Here is a 20,701-nt window from a genome sequence, read left to right on the forward strand (position 1 = left end):
TCTGATGTGCTCTAAAAATATACGCAAAGCATGAGACTAAAATCTTATGAGACTGATGTGTAAAAGCTTTAGTAGCGATCACAATAAGACACCAATTAAAAAACAAATGATGATCGTAATTTTAAATTTTACATTAAAATGAAAATCAACAGAAGACGGCGGATCATCAGAACCTTTAATTTGCTGGATCAGCCGATCCGGTTCAATCCTTTTGTATTCAGCCGTACTTTCTTTATGTGGGCCATTACGGGGCTGGTAGGTGGGACCATCGCCGGTTGCTACTGGATCATCCTTGAACATTTCACCGAATTTTTGGCGGAGTTCCAGGGATGGATGGTGATTCCTACGATGGCAGTCTGTGGATTGCTGGCAGGGCTGGTCATCCATTTTATAGGTGATCCTGGAGAGATCCATCTGATCGTTAACAATATCCGTTTCAACAAAGGGAAGCTGGATCCTAAGAACAATCCTTCAATGATCTTATCTTCGCTTTTTTGCGTGGCATCCGGGGGAAGTCTAGGTCCGGAAGCACCTCTGGTACAGGTCACCGGCTCTACGGGAACCTGGCTGGGGAAAATGTTCAGATTGAAAGGGGAGGAGCTGCGTTCTCTGAGCATTGCCGGCATGGCATCAGGATTTACCGCGCTTTTCGGTGCACCACTCGGGGGAAGCCTTTTTTCGCTGGAAATCCTGCACTACAAGCATGCGGTGGAATATTACAAAGCCATCATTCCGGCATTGGTGGCTAGCTGTTTCAGTTACCTGATGTTTGCACTTATTATCCATTTGGGAATCGGCGCCACATGGGATCTGAAAGCCTATCATTACAACGGAGTGTACGATTTTTTATATGCTTCCTTGTTCGGGACTGTAGGAACTTTATTCGGCTGGATCTTTATTTTCATAGTTAAATTTTTCAAGAAACTTTTTGAATACAGAACGTTCCCGATTTATATTAAAACCTTGGCAGGGGGTGTCGTTTTAGGTTTGATTGCCTTTTACTTTCCCATAACCCGGTATTTCGGGCATAACGAGATCAATCAGCTGATCAATGGGGACTATGCACTGAACTTTCTGATTATTGTCCTGATCTTTAAAATTATTGCAATAGCTGTTACCGTAACTTCCGGCTGGAGAGGCGGTTTCATCATTCCGTTGTTTTTTGTAGGAACAACCTTAGGGCTGATTATCCACCAGTTGTTTCCAACGGTTGATACGACGCTGGCCATTGTGAGCTGCATGGCCGCTATCAATTCCTGTGTCACCAGAACGCCGATGAGCACCACGATCATTCTCGGGACCTTAACGGGGTTCACCTATTTCGTGCCGATTCTTTTTGCGAGTTTAACCGGCTATTTCCTCGCTCCGAAAATTCCGTTTATCGGTTCGCAGGCTCATCAGTTATCAGAAGAATAAAATATAAAAAGTTCAGGTTTTTCCCGAACTTTTTTATAATGTAAATTTGATAATAAGTGGATTGGCGATATATTGACACGAAAACTTCCAGCCTCCAGCACCACTTTTCCCGTTTGTTACCTGATTTCTACTTTGAGTTTCCATTATTGTAGAGGAAATTCTCCCTCATCCACTTCAGCTTATTGTAGCTTTTCAGGAATTTATTATTCAGCAGGATGAATTTTTCCTGGGCATCGATCATTTTATTTTCCCTGGAATTGATCAGGAACAAAGAGCTTTCTCCGTTGCTGTAACGGGTTTCTTCCGCCTGAAGCAGCCGCTGGTAATTGGTAAGATTTTCCCGTGCGATATCGATCTGTGTATGATAGTTTAAAATCTCATTTTTATAGGTCTGGATTTTGGTTTCAAGCTCCCTTCTTTTAATCTGGGTATCCAGGGTATTCTGTGCCAGTTTAAGCGTGGCAACTTCATAATTGGCCCTGGCTTCCCGTTGAAAAATAGGAATCTCCAGTTTCAGCCCATACTGGAAATTATTATCAAAAAGCGGGAGATAATCGGCCCGGTAATTTTCTTTATTGAAAAAATTATAGGTGAAATCCAGCTTGGGAAGAAAGCTCTGCCATTTAAGCCTCCGCTCGCTTTCCAGGATATTTTCTTTCTGAAAGTAATACAGCAGGGAAAAATGCTGATCAAGGTTTTGCTCCTCCACATTCTGAACCAACATCTCAAAATTACTGAAAGCCTCACTGTTTCCTGTGGAATCGGAAGGATAGATCATGGCGGTGAGATCATACAATTCCCGGTTGTCTTTCCATAAGAACAGCTGAAGTTCCTGGGTGCTTTTTACGAAATTCAGAAAAGCATCCCTTTCCTGCAGTTGAAAGCTTTGAAGCTGTGAAGCCGCTTCTACCGTGTCTATAGCGGGACGTTCCCCGAACTGGTAAGTCTTTTTTGTAAGTTCAAGCCTGTTTTTATTAATGGCGACAGCTCTCCGCTGAAGCTGGTAAAGCTCAAAATTTTTCACCCATTCCCAATAGGTATTTTCGGCTTCAAGAAGCAGGTCGTTGGTAAGGACAGCCTGTTCCGCTTCTGTCATTTTCAGGGCATACCGCGATTGTTCCAGCATGGCCCTTCTTTTATCATATAAAAGATTCTTTGCCAGTGGAACCGTTACGCCAAACTGATACAGTCCGCCTTTCGTATCGCTGTTATTGAGCTTTTCACCTTCCAGGTAATTATAGCTTCCCGTAATATCGATTCCGTACCAGGTGGGAATACCAAGTTCCAGATTTTTCTGCCGGTAATATTGCACGCCGTCGATGTTTTTTTCGCCGAGCTTTCCGCTGAGTACAGGATCAAAATTTCCCCGTGCCCGCGTAATTTCTGAAGCGGCAATTTTATTCTGAAGCTGATATTTTACGGCTAAAGGATGATAGATCTTCACAATCGAAATAAATTCCTTTGCAGAGATCTTCAACGAATCCTGTGCTGAAAACAAGGTACAAAACAGCAGTGCCAAAAGCGATGTTATTTTACTTCTGCTTTTCATTCTGACTGGCTTTTTCGGTTTTCACTTCGTAATAATCCGGCGGGAATCCATTGATATTCCGCCACAGTTCATACCATACCGGAACATCATTCAGGATGGCAATCCCCTGAACGCCGGTACCCATTTTAATTTTGGGCGGCCATCTTTTTTCCTTTTTATCTTCTACTACCAATGCTTTGAAAAGACCGTTCGCACTGATGTTGCTTTCTACGGCAATTACTTTCCCGGCAAAGATGCCATAACTCGAATCCGGCCATCCGGAGAATACGATCGCCGGGAAACCGTCGAAAATACACATCACCCGCTGGCCTTCTTTGATGAGCGGAAGGTCTACCGGCTTAATGTAAATTTCTACAGCATAATCGGTTGTTTTAGGGACGATGGTTCCGATGCTTTCGGTTTCTTTCAGGATTTCCCCGATCCCTGCTTTATTCAGCTGCACGATCTGCCCGTCCTGGGAAGCAACAATATAATATAATCCCTGACGGAATTTGTAGTTGGCCACCTGGTTTTCCAGCTTTGCAATATCTCCTTCGCTGCCCTCGATCTGTCCCATGCTCTGGAACCGTTCTCCTTCAGTTTTGCTGAGTTTCTCGGTGTAATCCTGGATCACAGCATTCTGCTCGATCCCGGTATTCACGATCTCCTGCCGGGTCTGGGCAACTTTATTTTCGGATGAAGTTTTTTTAGCCATTGCATTCTGGTAAGAAATGCTGCGCTGCTGAAACTGGGTTAGGGAAACCAAACCTTCGTCATACATTTTTTTCTGACGGGCATACTGGTCTTCGGAAAGTCTCAGTTCGTTGATCGCTGCTGCCAGTTCGGCTTCTTCTCCCGCAAGTTTATTCTTGAGCTGGCTGATTTTAATCTGAAGCTGATTCAGTTTAAGATCTTTCGCTGTAGCAAGGGCCTGAAGCTGGTTGTTGGTAGTTCCCACTTTCGCTTCATAATAATCCCGCACCCCTTTTTTAGCTTCCACCTGTTGCTGGGTCCTTTGTACCAGAAGCGGATCAAAATAATCGTCCTTCACTTCGGAAAGCTGCAGGATGGTATCTCCCTCTTTTATATAATCTCCATTTTTTACATACCATTTGATAATCTTTCCGGGAATAGGAGAGTTGAGCTGCTGCGGGCGTTGCTCCTGGTACAGCGAGGTCACATTTCCCATGACCTTAATGTTTTGGGTCCAGGGAAGAAACAAAACGATAACCGCCGCCATAAGGATAAAGAAGAACCATCTTTTTACCCGCGATTTTTTATGGATGTTGTATATTTTATCGAATGACTGAATTTTCATACCTGTATTTTTAAGATAAATATTTAATACTTCCGTTTTCTACATGAATGTGCTGGTCTGCGTAATGCAAAATTTCGGAATTCTGTGAAACAATAACAATTGTCGTCTTGTGCTTGATCTCCTCAAGATACTGCAGCATTTTATATTTAAAGGTGTCATTCATCCCGTCAATAGGATCTTCAAGGAGCAACAGTTTTTTGTTGCCGGCCATAGCCCGGAGCAACAGAATTTTTTTCTTGGAGCTGAATGAAATTTCGGGATCTGTCTCGCTTATGTTGGTAAAAAATCCGCTGGTAAACTGGCTTGAAATATTTTCAGCTCCTATTTTTTCCGAAAGTTCCAGTACTTCTTCGGTATTTATGTTTTCATTACCTAGAAGGATATTGTCCTGAACCGTCCCCTGAATGATCCGCATGTCTTCCAGATAAACCCCCATTTCCATTCTGAGCTTGTCTTTATCAATGTTTTTCAGCGGGATTTTATTAATCAGGATGCTTCCTGCCGTGGGAGGATAAAATCCGGCCATCATGTTGAGCAGGAGGGATTTGCCGGACCCAAGCTCACCGGTAATAACGGTAAGCGTATTTTCTTTGATCGTGAAATTAATATCCTGGAGGATATGGATATTATTGTTGAAATTGAAATCCACATTCTTAAACTCTACTTCCATACCTTCTTCTTTCTGGGCCGGAACGATTTCTCCGTTTTTCTCTTCTTCCAGTTCCGTTACTTTGGTCAGTTTTGCCAGGGAAGCAATCACGTCGTAATAGCTTTCAAGGCTGACAATCAGTTTTTCGACTGCCGACATGATACTTAAAACAACGATTTCGGTAGCGATGAACGCCCCGATGTTTAGTTTCTGATTCACCAGGAGATAGGTTCCGATGGCAAGCATTGCCAAAGTAATAATCACTTTGAAAGCGATAATGGTTTTATACTGGATGACCAATACCCTGAAATGGGAGGTCCGGTGATCCAGATAGCCTAGCACACGTTCATCAGCTCCTTTCAGGTGGGTTTCGCTTTCGGAATTGATTTTAAAAGTTTTTACCGACGCGGCAATATCTTCGATCCATGAGGCTGTTTCATACTTTTTGTCGCTTTCTTCAAGGCTGGATTTGATTCCGCTCTCCAGGGTAAAATTAAAAATGATCACGACACAAAGGATAACCAGAGCTCCAAAAGACAGGAACCATGGATGGTAAAAAGAAAGAAGGACGATGCCGAAAACGATCTGTATAATGGCTGCCGGAATTTCCAGCAGGATCTTCGAGATTCCTTTCTGTAGGTTCTGTGTATCGAAAAAACGGTTGACCAACTCAGGAAGATAATATTTCCTCGTACCGGATAGATTCACCTTCGGCAGCTTTTCGGCAAAGGCTATGGAAAATTCCACAAAGATCTTCTGCTGGATTTTCTCAATAATCTGCATGACCTTCAACCGGAAATATCCGACGAGCCATGTCCCTAAAACGACAAAAATAATCAGAATATAAATGGAGGTTGCCATGGTTGCTCCCATTACAAAGCTTACGATAGACTGTATCCCTAACGGTACGCTAAGCTGCACCAGACCGTTGAGAATCGCATAAAAATAAATGTTGGTAACATCTTTTTTTTCTTTGGTGATGTACTTAAAAAGTTTATATCCCTGTTCCTTAGGTGTTGCTTCCATATAAAAATTTATAAAAGATTAAAGGTAATATGCCTCAGGTATTCCAGGACGTATTGCTGATGTTTATTTTTTATGCCGTTATCGGTAAGTTTCGGAAGGTGCTCGCTGAAAAACTGCTGGTCGTGCGCGGTTTCAAGTAAGGTGCTGGCAAAGGAACGCGGGTAGGGAAAATCGGGCTTTACATCCGAAATAATCCCTGAAATAAATCCGCACAGGCTCTTCAGCGGATTGAAGACCATTTCTTTGTTGATTTCATCTACTTCCTTTACATGGTATGATTTGCTGCTCTCCGAGATCACGATGGCATGGAGTTTTGCCAGGTCATAATCTTCGATTTTGTTATCCGTGTGATCATTATGCGTAATGATTTCCAGGATCTTTTCCATTTTCTGAATCGGGTCTTTAATTTCCATAAGTCTTAATTTTAAGGTAAATTCGATATAAGACCAGTACCAGTTCAGAATATAGGTCAGCAGTTTGTGCTTGGACGAAAAGTACCGGTAAACGGTAGCTTCCGTAGAACTGATCTTTTGGGAAAGTTTCTTAAACGTAAACTGTTCAAAACCGGTTTCATAAATCAGATCAATGGAATTTTTTACAATAGATTTTCCGATTTCACTGGATTCCGGATCCCTTAGATACAAATATTCATTTACTTTAAATTTTACCTGATATTCCATGTGTATAAATAGCTGTAATTTAGAATAGCAAAATCTATACCTATGATACATTTATTATAATAAAAGATAGTAATACTATTATTTTGTTTCGGTTAAACGATCGCATTGTTATTTATTGGTAAAAATGATAACGGGCGTTTATGCAGAGACTATTAAAAGATAGATAAAATTCTTTCCCGCCTTATTCATTTTTATTAAATTTGTCAACCTTTAACTATTAAAATAAAATAATAAAAATAATATGAATCTTCACGAGTATCAATCAAAAGAGATTTTATCAAAGTATGGAGTGGCTATCCAACGTGGTTTCGTTGCAAACAACGTAGAAGAAGCTGTAGCAGCTGCTGAAAAACTGACTGCTGAAACCGGAGCTCAGGCCTGGGTGGTAAAAGCACAGATTCACGCAGGAGGCCGTGGTAAAGGTGGAGGTGTTAAGTTCTCTCCGAACATGGATAAGCTTAAAGAGAACGCTCAGAACATCATCGGAATGCAGCTTATTACTCCACAGACTTCTGCTGAAGGTAAAAAAGTACACTCTGTTTTGATTGCAGAAGATGTTTATTATCCGGGAGAATCTGAAACTAAGGAATTTTATGTTTCTATTCTTTTAGACAGAGCTGAAGGTAAAAATACGATTGTATATTCTACTGAAGGAGGAATGGACATCGAGCACGTTGCGGAAGTAACGCCTCATTTAATCCATAATGAACTGATTGATCCGGCTATCGGTCTTCAGGGATTCCAGGCAAGAAAGATCGCTTTCAACCTTGGTCTTGAAGGGAACGCTTTCAAAGAATTCACAAAATTCATCACGTCTTTATATAACGCTTACACAGGTATCGATGCTTCTCTTTTCGAGATCAACCCGGTATTGAAAACTTCCGATAACAAGATTATCGCAGTAGATGCTAAAGTAACACTGGACGACAATTCATTGTTCCGTCACAAAGACATGGCTGAACTGAGAGATACGAGAGAAGAAGATCCGATGGATGTTGAAGCCGGTGAAGCCGGTCTTAACTTCGTGAAACTTGACGGTAACGTAGCCTGTATGGTAAACGGCGCCGGTCTTGCGATGGCAACGATGGACATCATCAAATTATCAGGCGGTAACCCGGCCAACTTCCTTGATGTGGGCGGAACTGCAGATGCACAGAGAGTACAGACGGCCTTCGGAATTATCCTGAGAGATCCTAATGTAAAAGCGATCCTGATCAACATCTTCGGAGGTATCGTAAGATGTGACAGAGTTGCACAGGGAGTAGTGGATGCTTACAAAGCAATGGGCAGCCTTCCGGTTCCGTTGATCGTAAGACTTCAGGGGACCAACGCTGTGGAAGCTAAACAATTAATCGACGATTCAGGTCTTCCTGTACATTCAGCGATTACTTTGGAAGAAGCAGCTAACAAAGTAAAAGAAGTTTTGGCATAAGCCTGAAACTTTCATATATCTAAACCGTTTCATTTTTGAAGCGGTTTTTTTATGTCCTGACTTCAAGTATCCTGATTTTTTAAATTTTAAGGTTGAGAAAGATGAGTCAATACTTATAATTTTTGTATTTTTAGAAAAACATATACCATGGAAAAAATAAACATCCCGAATCCCTGTTCAGAAAACTGGGATCTTATGTCTCCTGATGAAAAAGGCAGGTTCTGTTCGGTCTGCTGCAAGTGTGTGATTGATTTTACGCAAATGAAACGGGAGGAAATCAAACAGATTATAGAAGAAAAATATGAAGAGCGGATTTGCGGAAGATTCTATAATCATCAATTGGATCAGCCCGGCAGGAAAGATTGGTTAAAAGATAAATTTTTTAATTATATTCCATTAAATTTCCAACAGAATAAAATTCTACTTTCAGTTTTTTCCATGCTCTTATTTCTAGCGGGCTGTTCAAAACAGAAACCTTATTACGGAAGAACTAGTGGAATCGTAGTTTCAGATAATAAAACGGATACGATTCAAAATAAGCACTCTGTGATCGGAGAAGCTAAAATACCTGAAGAACAGGATGCTTCCATAAGAAACAGGCCTGACAGTATTTCAACAAAAAAACAAAACCGTTAAGTTGAATTTTTCAGATTTAAATTTTTAGTTAAAATGTAATTTACTCATTTTAAAAGTATTATATTTACATTAAAGGATTCTAAAATGAGATTGTTTTTGTATTTTTTTCTCTTTTTATTTCTGAATTGTCAATCACAGATTGCCGGGAGTAATCCGGTGCCTGGAGGAAAACAGATTGCTTACGAGGACAAAAACCATTATCCTTTCTCCCTGACTTCAAAAGATTTTCTCATGATCGATTCCCAGGAAAAGATGGATGAGGTCTTCAGGATCATTCATCAGCATACGAACGGAAAACGGTTTTCGCCCATTCCCGCAGTGATGGAAAATGAGACCTATCTGGTTATAAAACCCGATCTTAAAAACAGCAACGATATCTCTGTGGAATCTGTTGTATTAAATAAAGATATTCTGTACGTACAGGTAAAAGCGTTTGAAAATCCCGATTTCAGAAAGGAAAGCCGTTTTTCACCTAACATTCTGCTGAAGCTGAAAGGCAAGGTCTCATTTAAAAAAATTACCATTAAATAATAATATATACATCATCCACATGAAAGCAAAAACTTTTATTCTCTCGTGCCTGCTGATGGCTATGCAGGGTTTTGGCCAGCAAAACTACTGGACCAAAATACAGAACAGCAAAATAGACAGGGAAAATCTCAGTCCGAGATGGACCACTCCGAATATCTTTTCCCTGTACCATCTTGATCTTGAAAAAATTAAAGCAGATCTTAAAAAAGCACCACAGCGTTTTTCCGGAAATGAAAGCCTGGTTATTAAATTTCCGGATGCTGATGGAAATATCAGGGATTACATCGTACAGGAAGCTTCTGTGATGGAGCCTCAATTGCAGGATAAATTTCCGGACATGCGCGCTTACACCGGATGGCAGAAGAATCATCCTGAAAATACGATCCGTTTCAGTGTGACCCCTTTTACGGGAATCAGTGTGATGTATTTCGACAACTGGGAAGTCAGCTATCTCGACAGCTATACAAAAGACCTTTCGTCTTTTATTATTTATAAAAGAAAAGATCTGCCGAAAAACGACAGGCTGTTTGAATGTCATGTAGAAAGCGATCTGGATCAGCTGAAAAATAACGGTTCAACAAATAAAGCACCGTTGGTTTCGGATGGGCAGTTCAGAACATACAGACTGGCACTTGCGGCGACCGGAGAATATACCACTTTCCATGGAGGAACGCTTCAGCAAGCCATGGCGGCTATGGTAACCACGATGAACAGGGTAAACGGCATTTATGAAAAGACCATTTCAGCAACCATGGTCATGGTTGCCAATAATAATTTACTCATCTATACCAATGCTTCTACCGACCCTTATACGAACGGTAATCCCGGTACTATGATTACGGAGAACCAAACCAATACGAACAACGTTATCGGATCGGCCAATTACGACATCGGCCATGTATTCGGGACCAACAGCGGCGGCCTTGCCGGGCTGGGTGTGGTCTGTGTAGCCAATAATAAAGCAAGAGGGGTCACAGGGTCCGGAGCACCGGTGGGAGATCCTTTTGATATTGATTATGTAGCCCATGAAATCGGCCACCAGTTTGGAGCCAACCACACATTCCGGGCAGCGACAAACTCGTGTGCAGGGAATTTCAATAACAATACGGCTTACGAGCCCGGAAGCGGAAGCACGATTATGGCCTATGCAGGAATCTGCGGGGCAAGCAATAATGTACAGAATAACAGCGATGCGTATTTCCATGTAGCCAGTGTTATAGAGATGTACAATGTCCTTCAGCGTTCAACCGACTGCGCATCGAAAGTCTCTAATAACAACAGTGTTCCTACGGCTGATGCCGGTGCAGACTATAGTATTCCGAACGGAACAGCTTTCGTACTTACCGGAACAGGGACGGATCCTAACGGCGATCCGCTGACGTATCTTTGGGAGCAGTATGATAATACGAATAATACTCAGCCACCGGTATCTACTGCTACGGCAGGTCCGGTATACCGTTCAAGAATTCCGGTAACCTCACCTTCAAGATATTTTCCGGTGCTGAGTTCCGTGGTAGCAAATAATCTGGTTCCGAAATGGGAAGTAACACCAAGCGTGGCAAGAACCCTTAATTTTTCACTACTTGTTAACGACAATAAAGCTAGCGGAAATCAGGCAGCCAGAGATGCGATGGTAGTAACGGTAACCAATGACGGGCCATTCACCGTGACTTCACAGGCAACATCAGGAACCAGTTACACCGGGAATACAAGCATTCCGGTAACCTGGAATGTGGCAGGAACAAACACGGGATCCATCAGTACGCAGAATGTAAGCATTATTTTATCCAAAGACGGCGGACAGACTTTCAGTACCGTATTGGCGGCAAGTGTTCCCAATAACGGATCGGCCAATGTAATGCTGCCAAATGAAACTGTAGCTTCGGCAAGGATTATGGTAAAAGCCGTAAACAATATTTACTACGCCCTGAATACATCCGCATTTTCCATTACGCAGAGTACATTGTCGACTTCGGAAACTTCGGTAAAAAGCTTCTCTTTATACCCGAATCCGTCTCATGATGTCGTAAATATTATGTTGAAAAATGCTTCACAAAAAGCAGATTACCAACTGTTTGATGCTTCCGGCAGACTGGTGAAAAACGGAAGCTTTAAAGGCGAGACCAAAATAAATGTGAGTGATCTGATTAACGGAAATTATGTAATCTCTATTATTCAGGAGAACGCAGATAAAATGACTGAAAAATTAATTATTAAAAAATAGGTTCAGTATAAACCAAAAAATTTAAAGCAGCCTTTTGGCTGCTTTTTTCGTGCGTTAAGTTTAAGAATAGATAGAAGTATCAATAGGAACGGGTTTTAACCCGTTCAAGAGATTAAATGCTCCACCGGCTTCAGCCGAAATTTAAAATGGGACGCTGTTACCATTTGGTCTGCTGCTTAATTACAGGTCTGAAACCTGATTCAATTAATGTAATTCGCTAGTTTTTATTTTTTTTTCAGTGATTTAAATAAACTTTGCCTTCATAAACAAACACCATCATTTGATCTTAAAGGCTGTTAGCGGTGATTTTAATTGAAAAAACTTCTGACATCCAGCTTCCTCTTACAAGCTTTTAAGTTTGTGTTTTTATTTATCAGAATTTCCGGTAAGATTGTTCGGGTCTCCGGCAGTAATGCTGATGCTGGTAGGAGTTACCAACTGGATACCGCTTTGATCCAACTTTTCCTTGATTTTGAGAAATGCTTTGCTTTTCAGGATACCCATATTGGCCCCGACAGCCATCCAGAATTTAACCTGTAATGTAAAAATACCCTGTTTAAGGTCCGTAAAAATAACTTCAGCTGCTTCAGGACGGTCAATGTCGGTAAGTTCCTGAAGAATTTCGGAAGCGATCAAGCGTGCTTTGTTGATATCCTGATCTGCCGGAATTTCAAAATTAAGAATGATTTTCCGTTGAGGCGATGCACTGATATTGGAAAAAGGCGCATTGAAAATTACCTGATTCGGTATATAGACTTTTTTTCCGTCGTCACTGATGATTTTCGTAGTCAGGAAACCGATTTCCAGTACGGTTCCTGAATTATTCCCGATGCTGATATAATCTCCTATTTTAAACGCTTTATCGATTCCGATCAGCATTCCAGAAAATATACTGGAAACAAGATCTTTCAGGGCAACCCCGGCAATAACCCCGGCTACTCCTAAACTTCCGATAAATTTCCAGAGAAATCCACTGAATCCCATGATCTCCAGCGCAATAAATGTTCCCATGATCATGATCAGAAACCTGAAGACACTGATGGTAGTAACCAGAGAGCTTTCTCTTTTGCTTTTCGGGAAAAATTTATGGAAAAGCTTTACGGCAGCTTTACTCAGATACTTGCTGGTAATAAGAAATAAAGAAAACACCAGAATTCCGACTACAAGTTTAGGGGTAAGTTCCGCAAATTTCAAATACCAGTTTTCCAAAACCCGGTATACCACATCAACATATCCAAGAGTGCCTTTCTCCATTTCAAAAAATATTTAATTAAAGATACAATTTTTCAACAAAAATTTTGCCAGTTTCAAAAACTCTACTAAATTTGTAGACTAATAAGAACAAAATATTATGTCAATCAAACTAGGAGATACCGCACCCGATTTTCAGGCAGAAACTTCTGCGGGTGATCTTAATTTTTACGAATATCTGGGAGATTCCTGGGGGATTCTGTTTTCGCATCCCGCAGATTACACACCGGTCTGCACCACCGAGTTGGGTTACACCTCGAAACTGAAGGAAGAATTTGATAAACGGGGAACTAAGGTTATTGCGCTAAGTGTAGATGGGGTAGAAGATCATCAGAACTGGATCAGAGACATCAACGAAACACAGGAAACCGATGTGCAATTCCCAATCATTGCCGATAAAGACCGGAAAATTTCGGAATTGTATGATTTTATTCATCCGAATGCCTCCGCAACGGCGACGGTACGTTCTTTATTAATTATCGATCCTGAAAAGAAAGTAAGATTGATTATTACCTACCCTGCATCTACAGGAAGGAATTTCAATGAAATCCTAAGGGTATTGGATTCCCTGCAGTTGGTTGATTCCCATAAAATCGCCACGCCGGTAAACTGGCAGAACGGAGATGATGTAATTGTTCCGCCTTCGGTTTCCACGGAAGATGCCAGAAAAATCTTCCCGAAAGGAGTGACTGAAGTAAAGCCGTATCTGAGATACACGCCCCAACCGAATACATGATTTATTTGATTTTTTATAGTTTAGTTTTAATTTGTACGAAAATCGTCCCGGAAATTTCTTCCCGGGACGATTTCATTGTTAAGTATATAGTGAGTGTGAAGTGATTGCTTCTTTTTATTTTACGTCGTTGATTACTTGCTTAGCTTTGGAAGTTGGCAGATAAATCTGGAATCCTAAGCCAAACATAATTCTGTGGGTATATCCTCCGTTACCAAAACCAGCGTTAGCATCGTATTTTACTAAACCTTCCAAACCGATGTTCGGCGTGATGAAGTAAGAATAACCAGGACCGAATCCGAAGTTAAGACCGTTAGAAGAAGACCCTCCTTTTGAGATTGAAGTTCCCCCAACACCTAAATTACCTTCGAAAAACCATCTTCCGTGATTTAGTAAATTGTCTACTCCCTGTTCTCCCGGAGAAAGATAATAACGTCCTAATGCTCCTACATTATAAGTAAAAGTTGTCGGAGAATCTTTAGCACCACTGAAACCAAGATCTACATAACCCCCTACTGCGATGTTATCTTCTACGAAGTAAGCACCTTTAGGCTGAATGGCGAAGTTATAACCTCCTCCTTTGTTCAATCCGAAATCTGCTCCTACTAGGTTTCCTCCTACCATCCAGTTACCTTTCTGGATCTGAGCATTCATGGTTGTAGCCAAACCTGCTACAGCTAGTATCCCTGATAAAATTAACTTTTTCATAATTTATTATTTTAATGTTTAATATTGATCATTTGTGGTTTCAGAAAAACAATAAATGTGCCATACTACTCCTAGATTCAGGAATTAAAAATAACTAAAACTGATTTAAACCGCGCTGTTACGGGAATATCGCAGGTTTAGCAGCAGGGTTTTACACTAATAAGAGAATTATGGAAACAACCAACCCGGCAACGGTAAAAATCATTCCCCTCTTGAACGCTTTTGTTTTAGGGTTGAACATCCAGAAACTAGAGATCACAAAAAAGAATAATGAAATCCCGAAAAAAGTATTTAGCGGAGACAATGTATCCTTAGACTGCGATTTGTGAAGTTTTGTCATTTTATCCAATAGAAAAGGCAACTCTTTTTTAGCGTATTTTGCCTGCCCTGTTGCCTGGTCGTACGTTCCCTGTTTGAATTTTAAAATTGTACCTTCCGTTTTCTGTACTTCCAGGTTTTTGATTTTCAATTCTTTGCCTAATGCTTTCTCATCAAGGTTCTTCTCAATCATTTTGTCGTACTTCTTTTCCTTTTTCAGGAAATCCGTGTCACGGTATACCAGCATTACCCCGCTTATGGCATATACAGCCATAATTCCGGCAAGGAAATATCCCAGATAGCGGTGGGTAATTCTCATAAAACTTCTTGTGTCTTTAATCTTATCCATATCTTATTGTTTGTTTTTAAATTCAAAAGTGGAAACTGCAAAAATGCAACTCCCACTTTACATGAAGAAATTATTTTTATACTATTTTACAGTTTATACGTAAGGGTGAAGTAATAGTTTCTCGGGGTAATCGGATTCACGGAATAATTCTCATGAACATTGTAATTTACCACATCGAAAAGGTTTCCGACTTTTGCCTGGATTATGAATTTTTTCCATTCATATCCGGCTGATAAAGAAACCGTTGTGTAGTCTTTTAGTTCGAAGATTCTGCTGGTGCCGTTTCTTAGCTGTAAGCTGTTTGATCCTGTTTTCGTATCGTTCCATCCCGCCAGTCTGTCACCGATGTAATAAACTCCGACTCCGATTTTCAATCCAGGGACAACTTTGGTGAACTTATAGAATACCGATGCACTGGCTGTAGTGGCAGGAGTTCTTACTAATCTTTGATTTTCAACATACCCGAAAATCTCCGGAGTGTCCAGATACACTGAATTATTGTAAGAGAATCCTCCGATAATGGATAAGTTTTCAGTAGGATTTCCCGTAATGTCCAGCTCAACACCGCGGCTTCTCATTTTTCCTGCAAAATCTTTGGTAAGACCTGTCGGATCGACAGGATTACCTTTGTCATCCAGCGCAGCCTGATAATAATTTCTGTATAAAATCTGGTACACTGTCAGATTGATTGCCAAGGCATTGTTCCAGATATTCTTTTTTGCCCCTACTTCGTACTGATCGATATTAGTTGGAGTTAAGGCTTCTCCGTCTCTTAATTTCCCGACATTCGCGACAAATGAATTGGTGTAGGTTGCAAATGCTGAAAAATTATCATTAGGCATATACACAAATCCTATTTTTGGAGAAATGGCCTGATCTGATGACGACGAATTATCGACCAATTTTTTACCTGGTGCAGAATTCAGGTCGACCAAACCGTTTGTACTGGTCTTGAATTTTGTATTGATGGTCGGCATGTTTTCAATATAGGACCAGCGTAATCCTGCGATCATTTTAAACTCTTTGGTAAGGCTGATGAAATCCTGGGCATATACTCCGATTCTTCGGGTATTGATTCTGTTCTTTTCAAGCTTTTCAGCGTTTGGAACGTCACCGCTGGCCCATGATGCAGGGCTGTCAAGGTAAAGCAGGTCATTGCTGTTACCATTTGTCCCATACAGATAATTGTTTCCATAGGGAAGCCTGTTGGCCGGGTTGTAATAAGAATAAGAATCTGCCACTCCGTAATCTGCATCCGCTCCGAACAGAACTTTATGGCTGATCTTTCCCGTATTGAACTCACCGTTGAGATTTACCTGTGCCGATGCATAGTTCTGTTCGTTATAGGTTTTGTTTAAAGGTCTTTTCCAGACAAGTCTGTCGGTTGATTTCTCATATCCCCACTGGACCCTTTCCGTAGAAAAATAGTCCTTGGTGTAATTCTGATAAGAGGAAGTTGCATTTAAAGACCATTTATCATTAAACTGGTGATTAAAAGTTACGTTCGTAGAAACCTGTTCCACATTTTGGTACTGCCAGTCGGTTCCGAAGAAAACGTTTCTGGAAACAAGGTCATTCAGCCGATAGCTCTGATCTTTATTGGTAATGGAGCCGATCCCGAAATCAGGAATGAAATCATTTTTGAGATAATCTGCTTCAACAATCAGCTGTGATCTGTCGTTTAGATTAAATAAGAATGAAGGATTAAAATAATATTTTTCCGACTTCACCACATCTCTGAAACTTTCTGCATATTCATACGCTCCATTTACCCGGAACGCTATATTTTTTGATAAAGGCCCGTAAAGATCGACCACCGGTTTGTAAGAATTCCAGCTTCCGGCATTTATCCCGATATTTCCTCCGAAATTAAATTTAGGCTTTTTCGTGATCATGTTGATGATACCACCTGCTGCCGTATTTCCGTACAGCATGGCGTTGGCTCCTTTCAACACCTCAACTCTTTCCAGTCCTGTTACTTCAGGGAATACACCGCTGTTGATTCTTGAGCCATTCTTAAAAATATTATCATTTCCCAAGATGAAACCGCGTCCGCCGAAACTGTCCTGTGAATTTCCCCTGGAAGATGTTACATAAATACCGTTTACATTCTGCAGTACGTCGCTCAGCTGCTTGGCCTGTTGCTGCTCTATAATTTCATGCGTCACAATGGCAATAGGCTGAGGCGTTTCCATCATCGTAAGATTCGATTTGGTAGATAATGGCCTCGCTTTATTCGGATTTCCGGTTTTGTGAAGATTGACGTCTTCGATCGTCTGGATCCTCACGGTATCCGCTTCGGTATTTTTCATTTGTGCACCTAAGGATACGGCTGTGAATAATAATCCCAAAGTCACCAGCTGCTGTTTCATATAAGTTTATTATTTAGAGTGGTTTTAAATAAGGCGCAAATGTATGTTTTATTTAGATTTATTCAAAATAAAAATAGTGACTTTTGTCAGTTCTTTCTGATACATGATGAGCGTTCAGAATCTGGGTGTCATGGGAAATGAAAATTTTATAAATATATTTGTTAAAAATAATAAGATGCAATTAGTAAAAGTTGGGCTTTGTGCCTTCGGGATGAGCGGAAAAGTATTCCATGCCCCGTTCCTGAAAGAACATCCCGGATTTTCTTTATCAGCCATTGTAGAGCGGAGCAGGGAAGATTCCAGAGAGAAGTATCCTGATGCCATCATTTATCGGTCGGTAGAGGAGATGCTGCAAAATGCGGATATTGAACTGGTTGTTGTTAATACCCCAGTGCAGACCCATTTCGAATATGTAAAAAAAGCTTTGGAAGCCGGGAAAAATGTAGTGGTAGAAAAACCTTTTACCGTGAATGTAGCGGAAGCCGAGCAACTGGTGCAGCTGGCCGAGGAGAAAGGGCTGTTTCTGAGTGTTTACCAGAACCGGAGATTCGACCGCGATTACCTTCAGGTGCAGAAGATCATAAGCGAAGGAAAGCTTGGTATCATTAAAGAAGCGGAGATCCGTTTCGACAGGTTCCGTACCGATCCGAGTGGGAAAGCGCATAAAGAAAATCCTGAAGCAACAGGTTCCGGTTCGTTGCACGATCTGGGATCCCATCTGGTAGATCAGGCGGTACAATATTTCGGTTTCCCTGAAAAGCTTTTTGCCGATGTGTTCTCAATGAAAGGGAAAGAATTCGCCAATGATTATTTTGAAATTATTCTGTTCTATCAAAATGATCTTCGAGTAAGGCTGAAATCTTCCGTATTTACAAAAGAAGCGCATTATGCTTATGCCATCCATGGTGAAAAAGGAAGCTTCTTACAGGAAAGATCCGATGACCAGGAAAATGAACTGGTTGGAGGTGCAGTTCCTAAATACGGTGAAGACTGGACCAAACCGTTAAAGGAATCAGACGGAATTCTGAATTTTTTAAATGAAAATAAAGAAACTGAAAGAATATGGACCTTCAGCGAACCTGGAAATTATATGAATTATTACCAGCAGATTTACGAATTTATTGTTTTCGGTTATGCTTTGCCTTCACCCGCTGAAGAAATCATCAGAAATATGAAAATCATCGATGCTGCGCTGGAAAGTGCCGCCGGGGAGAGGGTGGTTTACCTGTAGAGTCTTAGAGTGTGAGGGTCTTAGTGCTAGAGGGTGTGAGTGTTTTAGAGTAATTGAATGTGTTTAAAAATGAATGATTAATCCTAAAACTCTCATGCTCTAATAACTCTCTTATTCTCTAACCCTCAAACGTCCCGACACCCCCACTCATTAAGCTTCTCCCAGCATTTCCTGAAGCTCCAGCCAGCGCATTTCGTGGTCTTCAAGTTTTCCGGAAATATTTTCCAGATCGGCGGATAATTTGGAGATCTTTTCATAATCGCTTTCATTATTCAGCTGATCGAAGATTTTTGCGCGCTGTTCTTCCAGTTCGGGCATTTCTTTTTCGATGGTTTCCAGTTCACGCTGCTCTTTGAAGGAAAGCCTTTTCTTTTTGGAATTGCTTGGGGTGTTTGAAGCCTGCACAGCTTCTTTTACAGGCTCCGGTTTTACTGCGGCCGATTTTTCCAGTGTTTCTTCCTTGCTTTTTGCTTCGCGGTATTCGGAGAAATTACCGGTAAAATCACGGATCTTTCCTTCTCCTTCAAAGGCCAGAATATGATCGACGATCCGGTCCATAAAATAACGGTCGTGGGAAACAATAATCAGTGAACCCTGGAACTGCTGCAGGAAATTTTCCAGCACCGTTAATGTCGGAAGATCCAGGTCGTTGGTAGGTTCATCGAAAATTAAGAAATTCGGGTTCTGATAAAGGATATACATGAGGTGCAGCCTTCTTTTTTCCCCGCCCGAAAGCTTGGAAATAGGAGAGTACTGGGTCTGGTCATCAAATAAAAACAGCCTCAGGAACTGCGACGCCGAAAGGCTTTTCCCATTGGCCAAAGGATAATGTTCCGCCACTTCTTTAATAAAATCAATTACCCTTTCGTCTTCTTTATAGGTAAGTCCTTTCTGCGAAAAATATCCGAAATGGATGGTTTCTCCCGTTTCGATTTCACCATTGTCTGCCTTCTCCAATCCCTGTATAATATTAAGTAAGGTTGATTTTCCGGCTCCGTTTTTTCCGACGATTCCTACTTTTTCGCCACGTTGAAACTGATAACTGAAATCTTTTAGCAAAACCTTGTTTCCGAAACTTTTATCGATATGATGAAGCTCAAGAATTTTACTGCCCAGCCTTTTCATTTCGAAATCAAGTTCCAGCCCCTGTTTCCGGGTATCGGTTTTGGCTACCTTTTCGGTGTCATAGAAAGCATCGATTCTCGATTTGGATTTTGTAGTCCTTGCTTTTGGCTGTCTGCGCATCCATTCCAGCTCCTTACGGTAGAGATTATTGGCTTTATCGATCGTTGCGTTGAGGTTGTCTTCACGGATCATTTTATTTTCCAGATAGGTAGCATAAGAACCATTATGCATATAAAGATTCCCGTCTTCCATTTCCCAGATCGTATCGCAGACGCTGTCGAGAAAGTACCGGTCGTGGGTCACCAGCAGCAGGGTGATTTTTGCTTTGCCTAAATAATTTTCGAGCCATTCTACCATTTCTACATCAAGGTGATTGGTTGGCTCATCCATTATCAGTAAGGTGTGGCGGTGTTCCGCACGGGTTTCCGTAAGCAGTTTTGCCAAGGCTACCCTTTTGATCTGCCCTCCCGACAGCGTTCCCATCTTTGTATCAAGATCCGTAATTTTCAGCTGGGAAAGGATCTGTTTCATTTCGTTTTCAAGATCCCATGCTTTATGGGCTTCCATATCCAACAACGCTTTTTCAATAAAATCGTTATCGGTAGAATGAAGGGATTTATGGTAATTCTTCAGGGCCATGATCGGCGCCGAATCCAGGGTCATCATAAACTCATCGATCGTGAGTGAAGAATCAAAATCAATCTCCTGATCAAACAGGACCACCTGGATATCTTTGTTGATATTTACCGTTCCGCTGTCGGCAATCTCTTTACCCATGAGGATTTTCAGCAGGGTGGATTTTCCGCTTCCGTTTTTGGCAACAATGGCAATTTTATCACCTTCATTCACATGACAGGTAATATTTTCAAACAAAACTTTAATGCCGTAAGATTTGGTAAGGTTTTCAACGGAAACGTAATTCATGGGAAACTGATGGTTTGGTTTATAACTTCAACTGAGCGGCAAAAGTACGAAAATGTAATAAGAAAACGGCCGCCGTTATCTTCACCGGATTAATTTCTTATGAAGGACAGGTGATTGATCAATGTATGTGTGATATTTCGAATGATGGCTAAAAATTAATTTTAACAGTTTAAAAGATAAAGCTACTTTTGCGCAGCCTTTTATGTCATACTATTTAACGTGAACTCGGGTAAAAACCATGAGGTGATTA

The 20,701-nt window shown here is 41.1% G+C and carries 16 protein-coding genes; 7 read left to right on the forward strand and 9 right to left on the reverse strand.

The genetic code is table 11. From position 1 onward, the window contains the following. Positions 1 to 138 precede the first annotated feature (138 nt). A complete protein-coding gene (locus tag ACED20_RS17460) occupies positions 139 to 1,416 on the forward strand; it encodes a chloride channel protein (protein ID WP_378106021.1) in 1,278 nt (425 codons plus the stop codon). 127 nt (positions 1,417 to 1,543) lie between these two features. Here ACED20_RS17460 and ACED20_RS17465 read toward each other — a convergent pair whose 3' ends face one another. The 4 genes from ACED20_RS17465 to ACED20_RS17480 are packed head-to-tail and all read right to left on the reverse strand — an operon-like array spanning position 1,544 to position 6,617. Beyond that, positions 1,544 to 2,965 (reverse strand): TolC family protein, encoded by a 1,422-nt coding sequence (locus ACED20_RS17465; RefSeq protein ID WP_378106024.1) that lies wholly within the window; start codon positions 2,963 to 2,965, stop codon positions 1,544 to 1,546. Continuing rightward, complete coding sequence (locus ACED20_RS17470; protein ID WP_378106026.1) at positions 2,949 to 4,262, reverse strand: HlyD family secretion protein; 1,314 nt, start codon at positions 4,260 to 4,262, stop codon at positions 2,949 to 2,951. The genes ACED20_RS17465 and ACED20_RS17470 overlap by 17 nt, the downstream gene beginning before the upstream one ends. A gap of 10 nt (positions 4,263 to 4,272) precedes the next feature. Further along, on the reverse strand, positions 4,273 to 5,937 hold the full coding sequence (locus tag ACED20_RS17475) for a peptidase domain-containing ABC transporter (protein WP_378106028.1): 1,665 nt from the start codon (positions 5,935 to 5,937) through the stop codon (positions 4,273 to 4,275). Between the two features lie 8 nt (positions 5,938 to 5,945). Continuing rightward, positions 5,946 to 6,617 (reverse strand): TetR/AcrR family transcriptional regulator, encoded by a 672-nt coding sequence (locus ACED20_RS17480; RefSeq protein ID WP_294201253.1) that lies wholly within the window; start codon positions 6,615 to 6,617, stop codon positions 5,946 to 5,948. 241 nt (positions 6,618 to 6,858) lie between these two features. On the opposite strand from ACED20_RS17480, the gene sucC reads away from it, so the two are divergent. From sucC to ACED20_RS17500, 4 genes are all read left to right on the forward strand, one after another. Further along, positions 6,859 to 8,049 carry an ADP-forming succinate--CoA ligase subunit beta gene (gene sucC / locus ACED20_RS17485; RefSeq protein ID WP_378106032.1) on the forward strand — a complete coding sequence of 397 codons (1,191 nt, stop codon included), beginning with the start codon at positions 6,859 to 6,861 and terminating at the stop codon, positions 8,047 to 8,049. A gap of 147 nt (positions 8,050 to 8,196) precedes the next feature. Then, positions 8,197 to 8,685 (forward strand): hypothetical protein, encoded by a 489-nt coding sequence (locus ACED20_RS17490; RefSeq protein ID WP_345766481.1) that lies wholly within the window; start codon positions 8,197 to 8,199, stop codon positions 8,683 to 8,685. Between the two features lie 156 nt (positions 8,686 to 8,841). Beyond that, a complete protein-coding gene (locus ACED20_RS17495; protein ID WP_378106036.1) occupies positions 8,842 to 9,216 on the forward strand; it encodes a hypothetical protein in 375 nt (124 codons plus the stop codon). Positions 9,217 to 9,235: 19 nt separating this feature from the next. Then, positions 9,236 to 11,440, forward strand: coding sequence for a reprolysin-like metallopeptidase (locus ACED20_RS17500; protein ID WP_378106039.1), 2,205 nt, complete (start codon positions 9,236 to 9,238; stop codon positions 11,438 to 11,440). Positions 11,441 to 11,806: 366 nt separating this feature from the next. Here the strand turns inward: ACED20_RS17500 and ACED20_RS17505 are convergent, their stop codons facing one another. Further along, a complete protein-coding gene (locus ACED20_RS17505; RefSeq protein WP_294219846.1) occupies positions 11,807 to 12,694 on the reverse strand; it encodes a mechanosensitive ion channel family protein in 888 nt (295 codons plus the stop codon). A gap of 97 nt (positions 12,695 to 12,791) precedes the next feature. Between ACED20_RS17505 and ACED20_RS17510 the strand changes: the two genes are divergently transcribed. Then, complete coding sequence (locus ACED20_RS17510; RefSeq protein WP_294201243.1) at positions 12,792 to 13,427, forward strand: peroxiredoxin; 636 nt, start codon at positions 12,792 to 12,794, stop codon at positions 13,425 to 13,427. A gap of 114 nt (positions 13,428 to 13,541) precedes the next feature. On the opposite strand, the gene ACED20_RS17515 is transcribed toward ACED20_RS17510, so the two are convergent. The 3 genes from ACED20_RS17515 to ACED20_RS17525 all read right to left on the reverse strand — a co-directional run bounded on the left by ACED20_RS17515 (position 13,542) and on the right by ACED20_RS17525 (position 17,171). Further along, positions 13,542 to 14,132 (reverse strand): hypothetical protein, encoded by a 591-nt coding sequence (locus tag ACED20_RS17515; protein ID WP_294201241.1) that lies wholly within the window; start codon positions 14,130 to 14,132, stop codon positions 13,542 to 13,544. 151 nt (positions 14,133 to 14,283) lie between these two features. After that, positions 14,284 to 14,799, reverse strand: a complete 516-nt coding sequence (locus ACED20_RS17520; protein WP_294201240.1) for a hypothetical protein — start codon at positions 14,797 to 14,799, stop codon at positions 14,284 to 14,286. A gap of 86 nt (positions 14,800 to 14,885) precedes the next feature. Then, positions 14,886 to 17,171: a TonB-dependent siderophore receptor gene (locus ACED20_RS17525; RefSeq protein ID WP_294240427.1), complete on the reverse strand. Its 2,286-nt coding sequence runs from the start codon at positions 17,169 to 17,171 to the stop codon at positions 14,886 to 14,888. Between the two features lie 175 nt (positions 17,172 to 17,346). On the opposite strand from ACED20_RS17525, the gene ACED20_RS17530 reads away from it, so the two are divergent. Then, positions 17,347 to 18,402: a Gfo/Idh/MocA family oxidoreductase gene (locus tag ACED20_RS17530; protein WP_378106045.1), complete on the forward strand. Its 1,056-nt coding sequence runs from the start codon at positions 17,347 to 17,349 to the stop codon at positions 18,400 to 18,402. A 150-nt stretch (positions 18,403 to 18,552) separates the two neighbouring features. On the opposite strand, the gene ACED20_RS17535 is transcribed toward ACED20_RS17530, so the two are convergent. After that, positions 18,553 to 20,451 (reverse strand): ABC-F family ATP-binding cassette domain-containing protein, encoded by a 1,899-nt coding sequence (locus ACED20_RS17535; RefSeq protein WP_294240422.1) that lies wholly within the window; start codon positions 20,449 to 20,451, stop codon positions 18,553 to 18,555. Positions 20,452 to 20,701 lie beyond the last annotated feature (250 nt).

It is taken from the genome of Chryseobacterium sp. sg2396 (assembly GCF_042610505.1).
Taxonomy (GTDB): Bacteria; Bacteroidota; Bacteroidia; order Flavobacteriales; family Weeksellaceae; genus Chryseobacterium.

Coding starts and splice junctions, on each gene's coding strand:
- ACED20_RS17460 (WP_378106021.1), top strand. CDS start 139: ATGAAAATCAACAGAAGACGGCGGATCATCAGAACCTTTAATTTGCTG.
- ACED20_RS17465 (WP_378106024.1), bottom strand. CDS start 2,965: ATGAAAAGCAGAAGTAAAATAACATCGCTTTTGGCACTGCTGTTTTGT.
- ACED20_RS17470 (WP_378106026.1), bottom strand. CDS start 4,262: ATGAAAATTCAGTCATTCGATAAAATATACAACATCCATAAAAAATCG.
- ACED20_RS17475 (WP_378106028.1), bottom strand. CDS start 5,937: ATGGAAGCAACACCTAAGGAACAGGGATATAAACTTTTTAAGTACATC.
- ACED20_RS17480 (WP_294201253.1), bottom strand. CDS start 6,617: ATGGAATATCAGGTAAAATTTAAAGTAAATGAATATTTGTATCTAAGG.
- sucC (WP_378106032.1), top strand. CDS start 6,859: ATGAATCTTCACGAGTATCAATCAAAAGAGATTTTATCAAAGTATGGA.
- ACED20_RS17490 (WP_345766481.1), top strand. CDS start 8,197: ATGGAAAAAATAAACATCCCGAATCCCTGTTCAGAAAACTGGGATCTT.
- ACED20_RS17500 (WP_378106039.1), top strand. CDS start 9,236: ATGAAAGCAAAAACTTTTATTCTCTCGTGCCTGCTGATGGCTATGCAG.
- ACED20_RS17505 (WP_294219846.1), bottom strand. CDS start 12,694: ATGGAGAAAGGCACTCTTGGATATGTTGATGTGGTATACCGGGTTTTG.
- ACED20_RS17510 (WP_294201243.1), top strand. CDS start 12,792: ATGTCAATCAAACTAGGAGATACCGCACCCGATTTTCAGGCAGAAACT.
- ACED20_RS17515 (WP_294201241.1), bottom strand. CDS start 14,132: ATGAAAAAGTTAATTTTATCAGGGATACTAGCTGTAGCAGGTTTGGCT.
- ACED20_RS17520 (WP_294201240.1), bottom strand. CDS start 14,799: ATGGATAAGATTAAAGACACAAGAAGTTTTATGAGAATTACCCACCGC.
- ACED20_RS17525 (WP_294240427.1), bottom strand. CDS start 17,171: ATGAAACAGCAGCTGGTGACTTTGGGATTATTATTCACAGCCGTATCC.
- ACED20_RS17530 (WP_378106045.1), top strand. CDS start 17,347: ATGCAATTAGTAAAAGTTGGGCTTTGTGCCTTCGGGATGAGCGGAAAA.
- ACED20_RS17535 (WP_294240422.1), bottom strand. CDS start 20,451: ATGAATTACGTTTCCGTTGAAAACCTTACCAAATCTTACGGCATTAAA.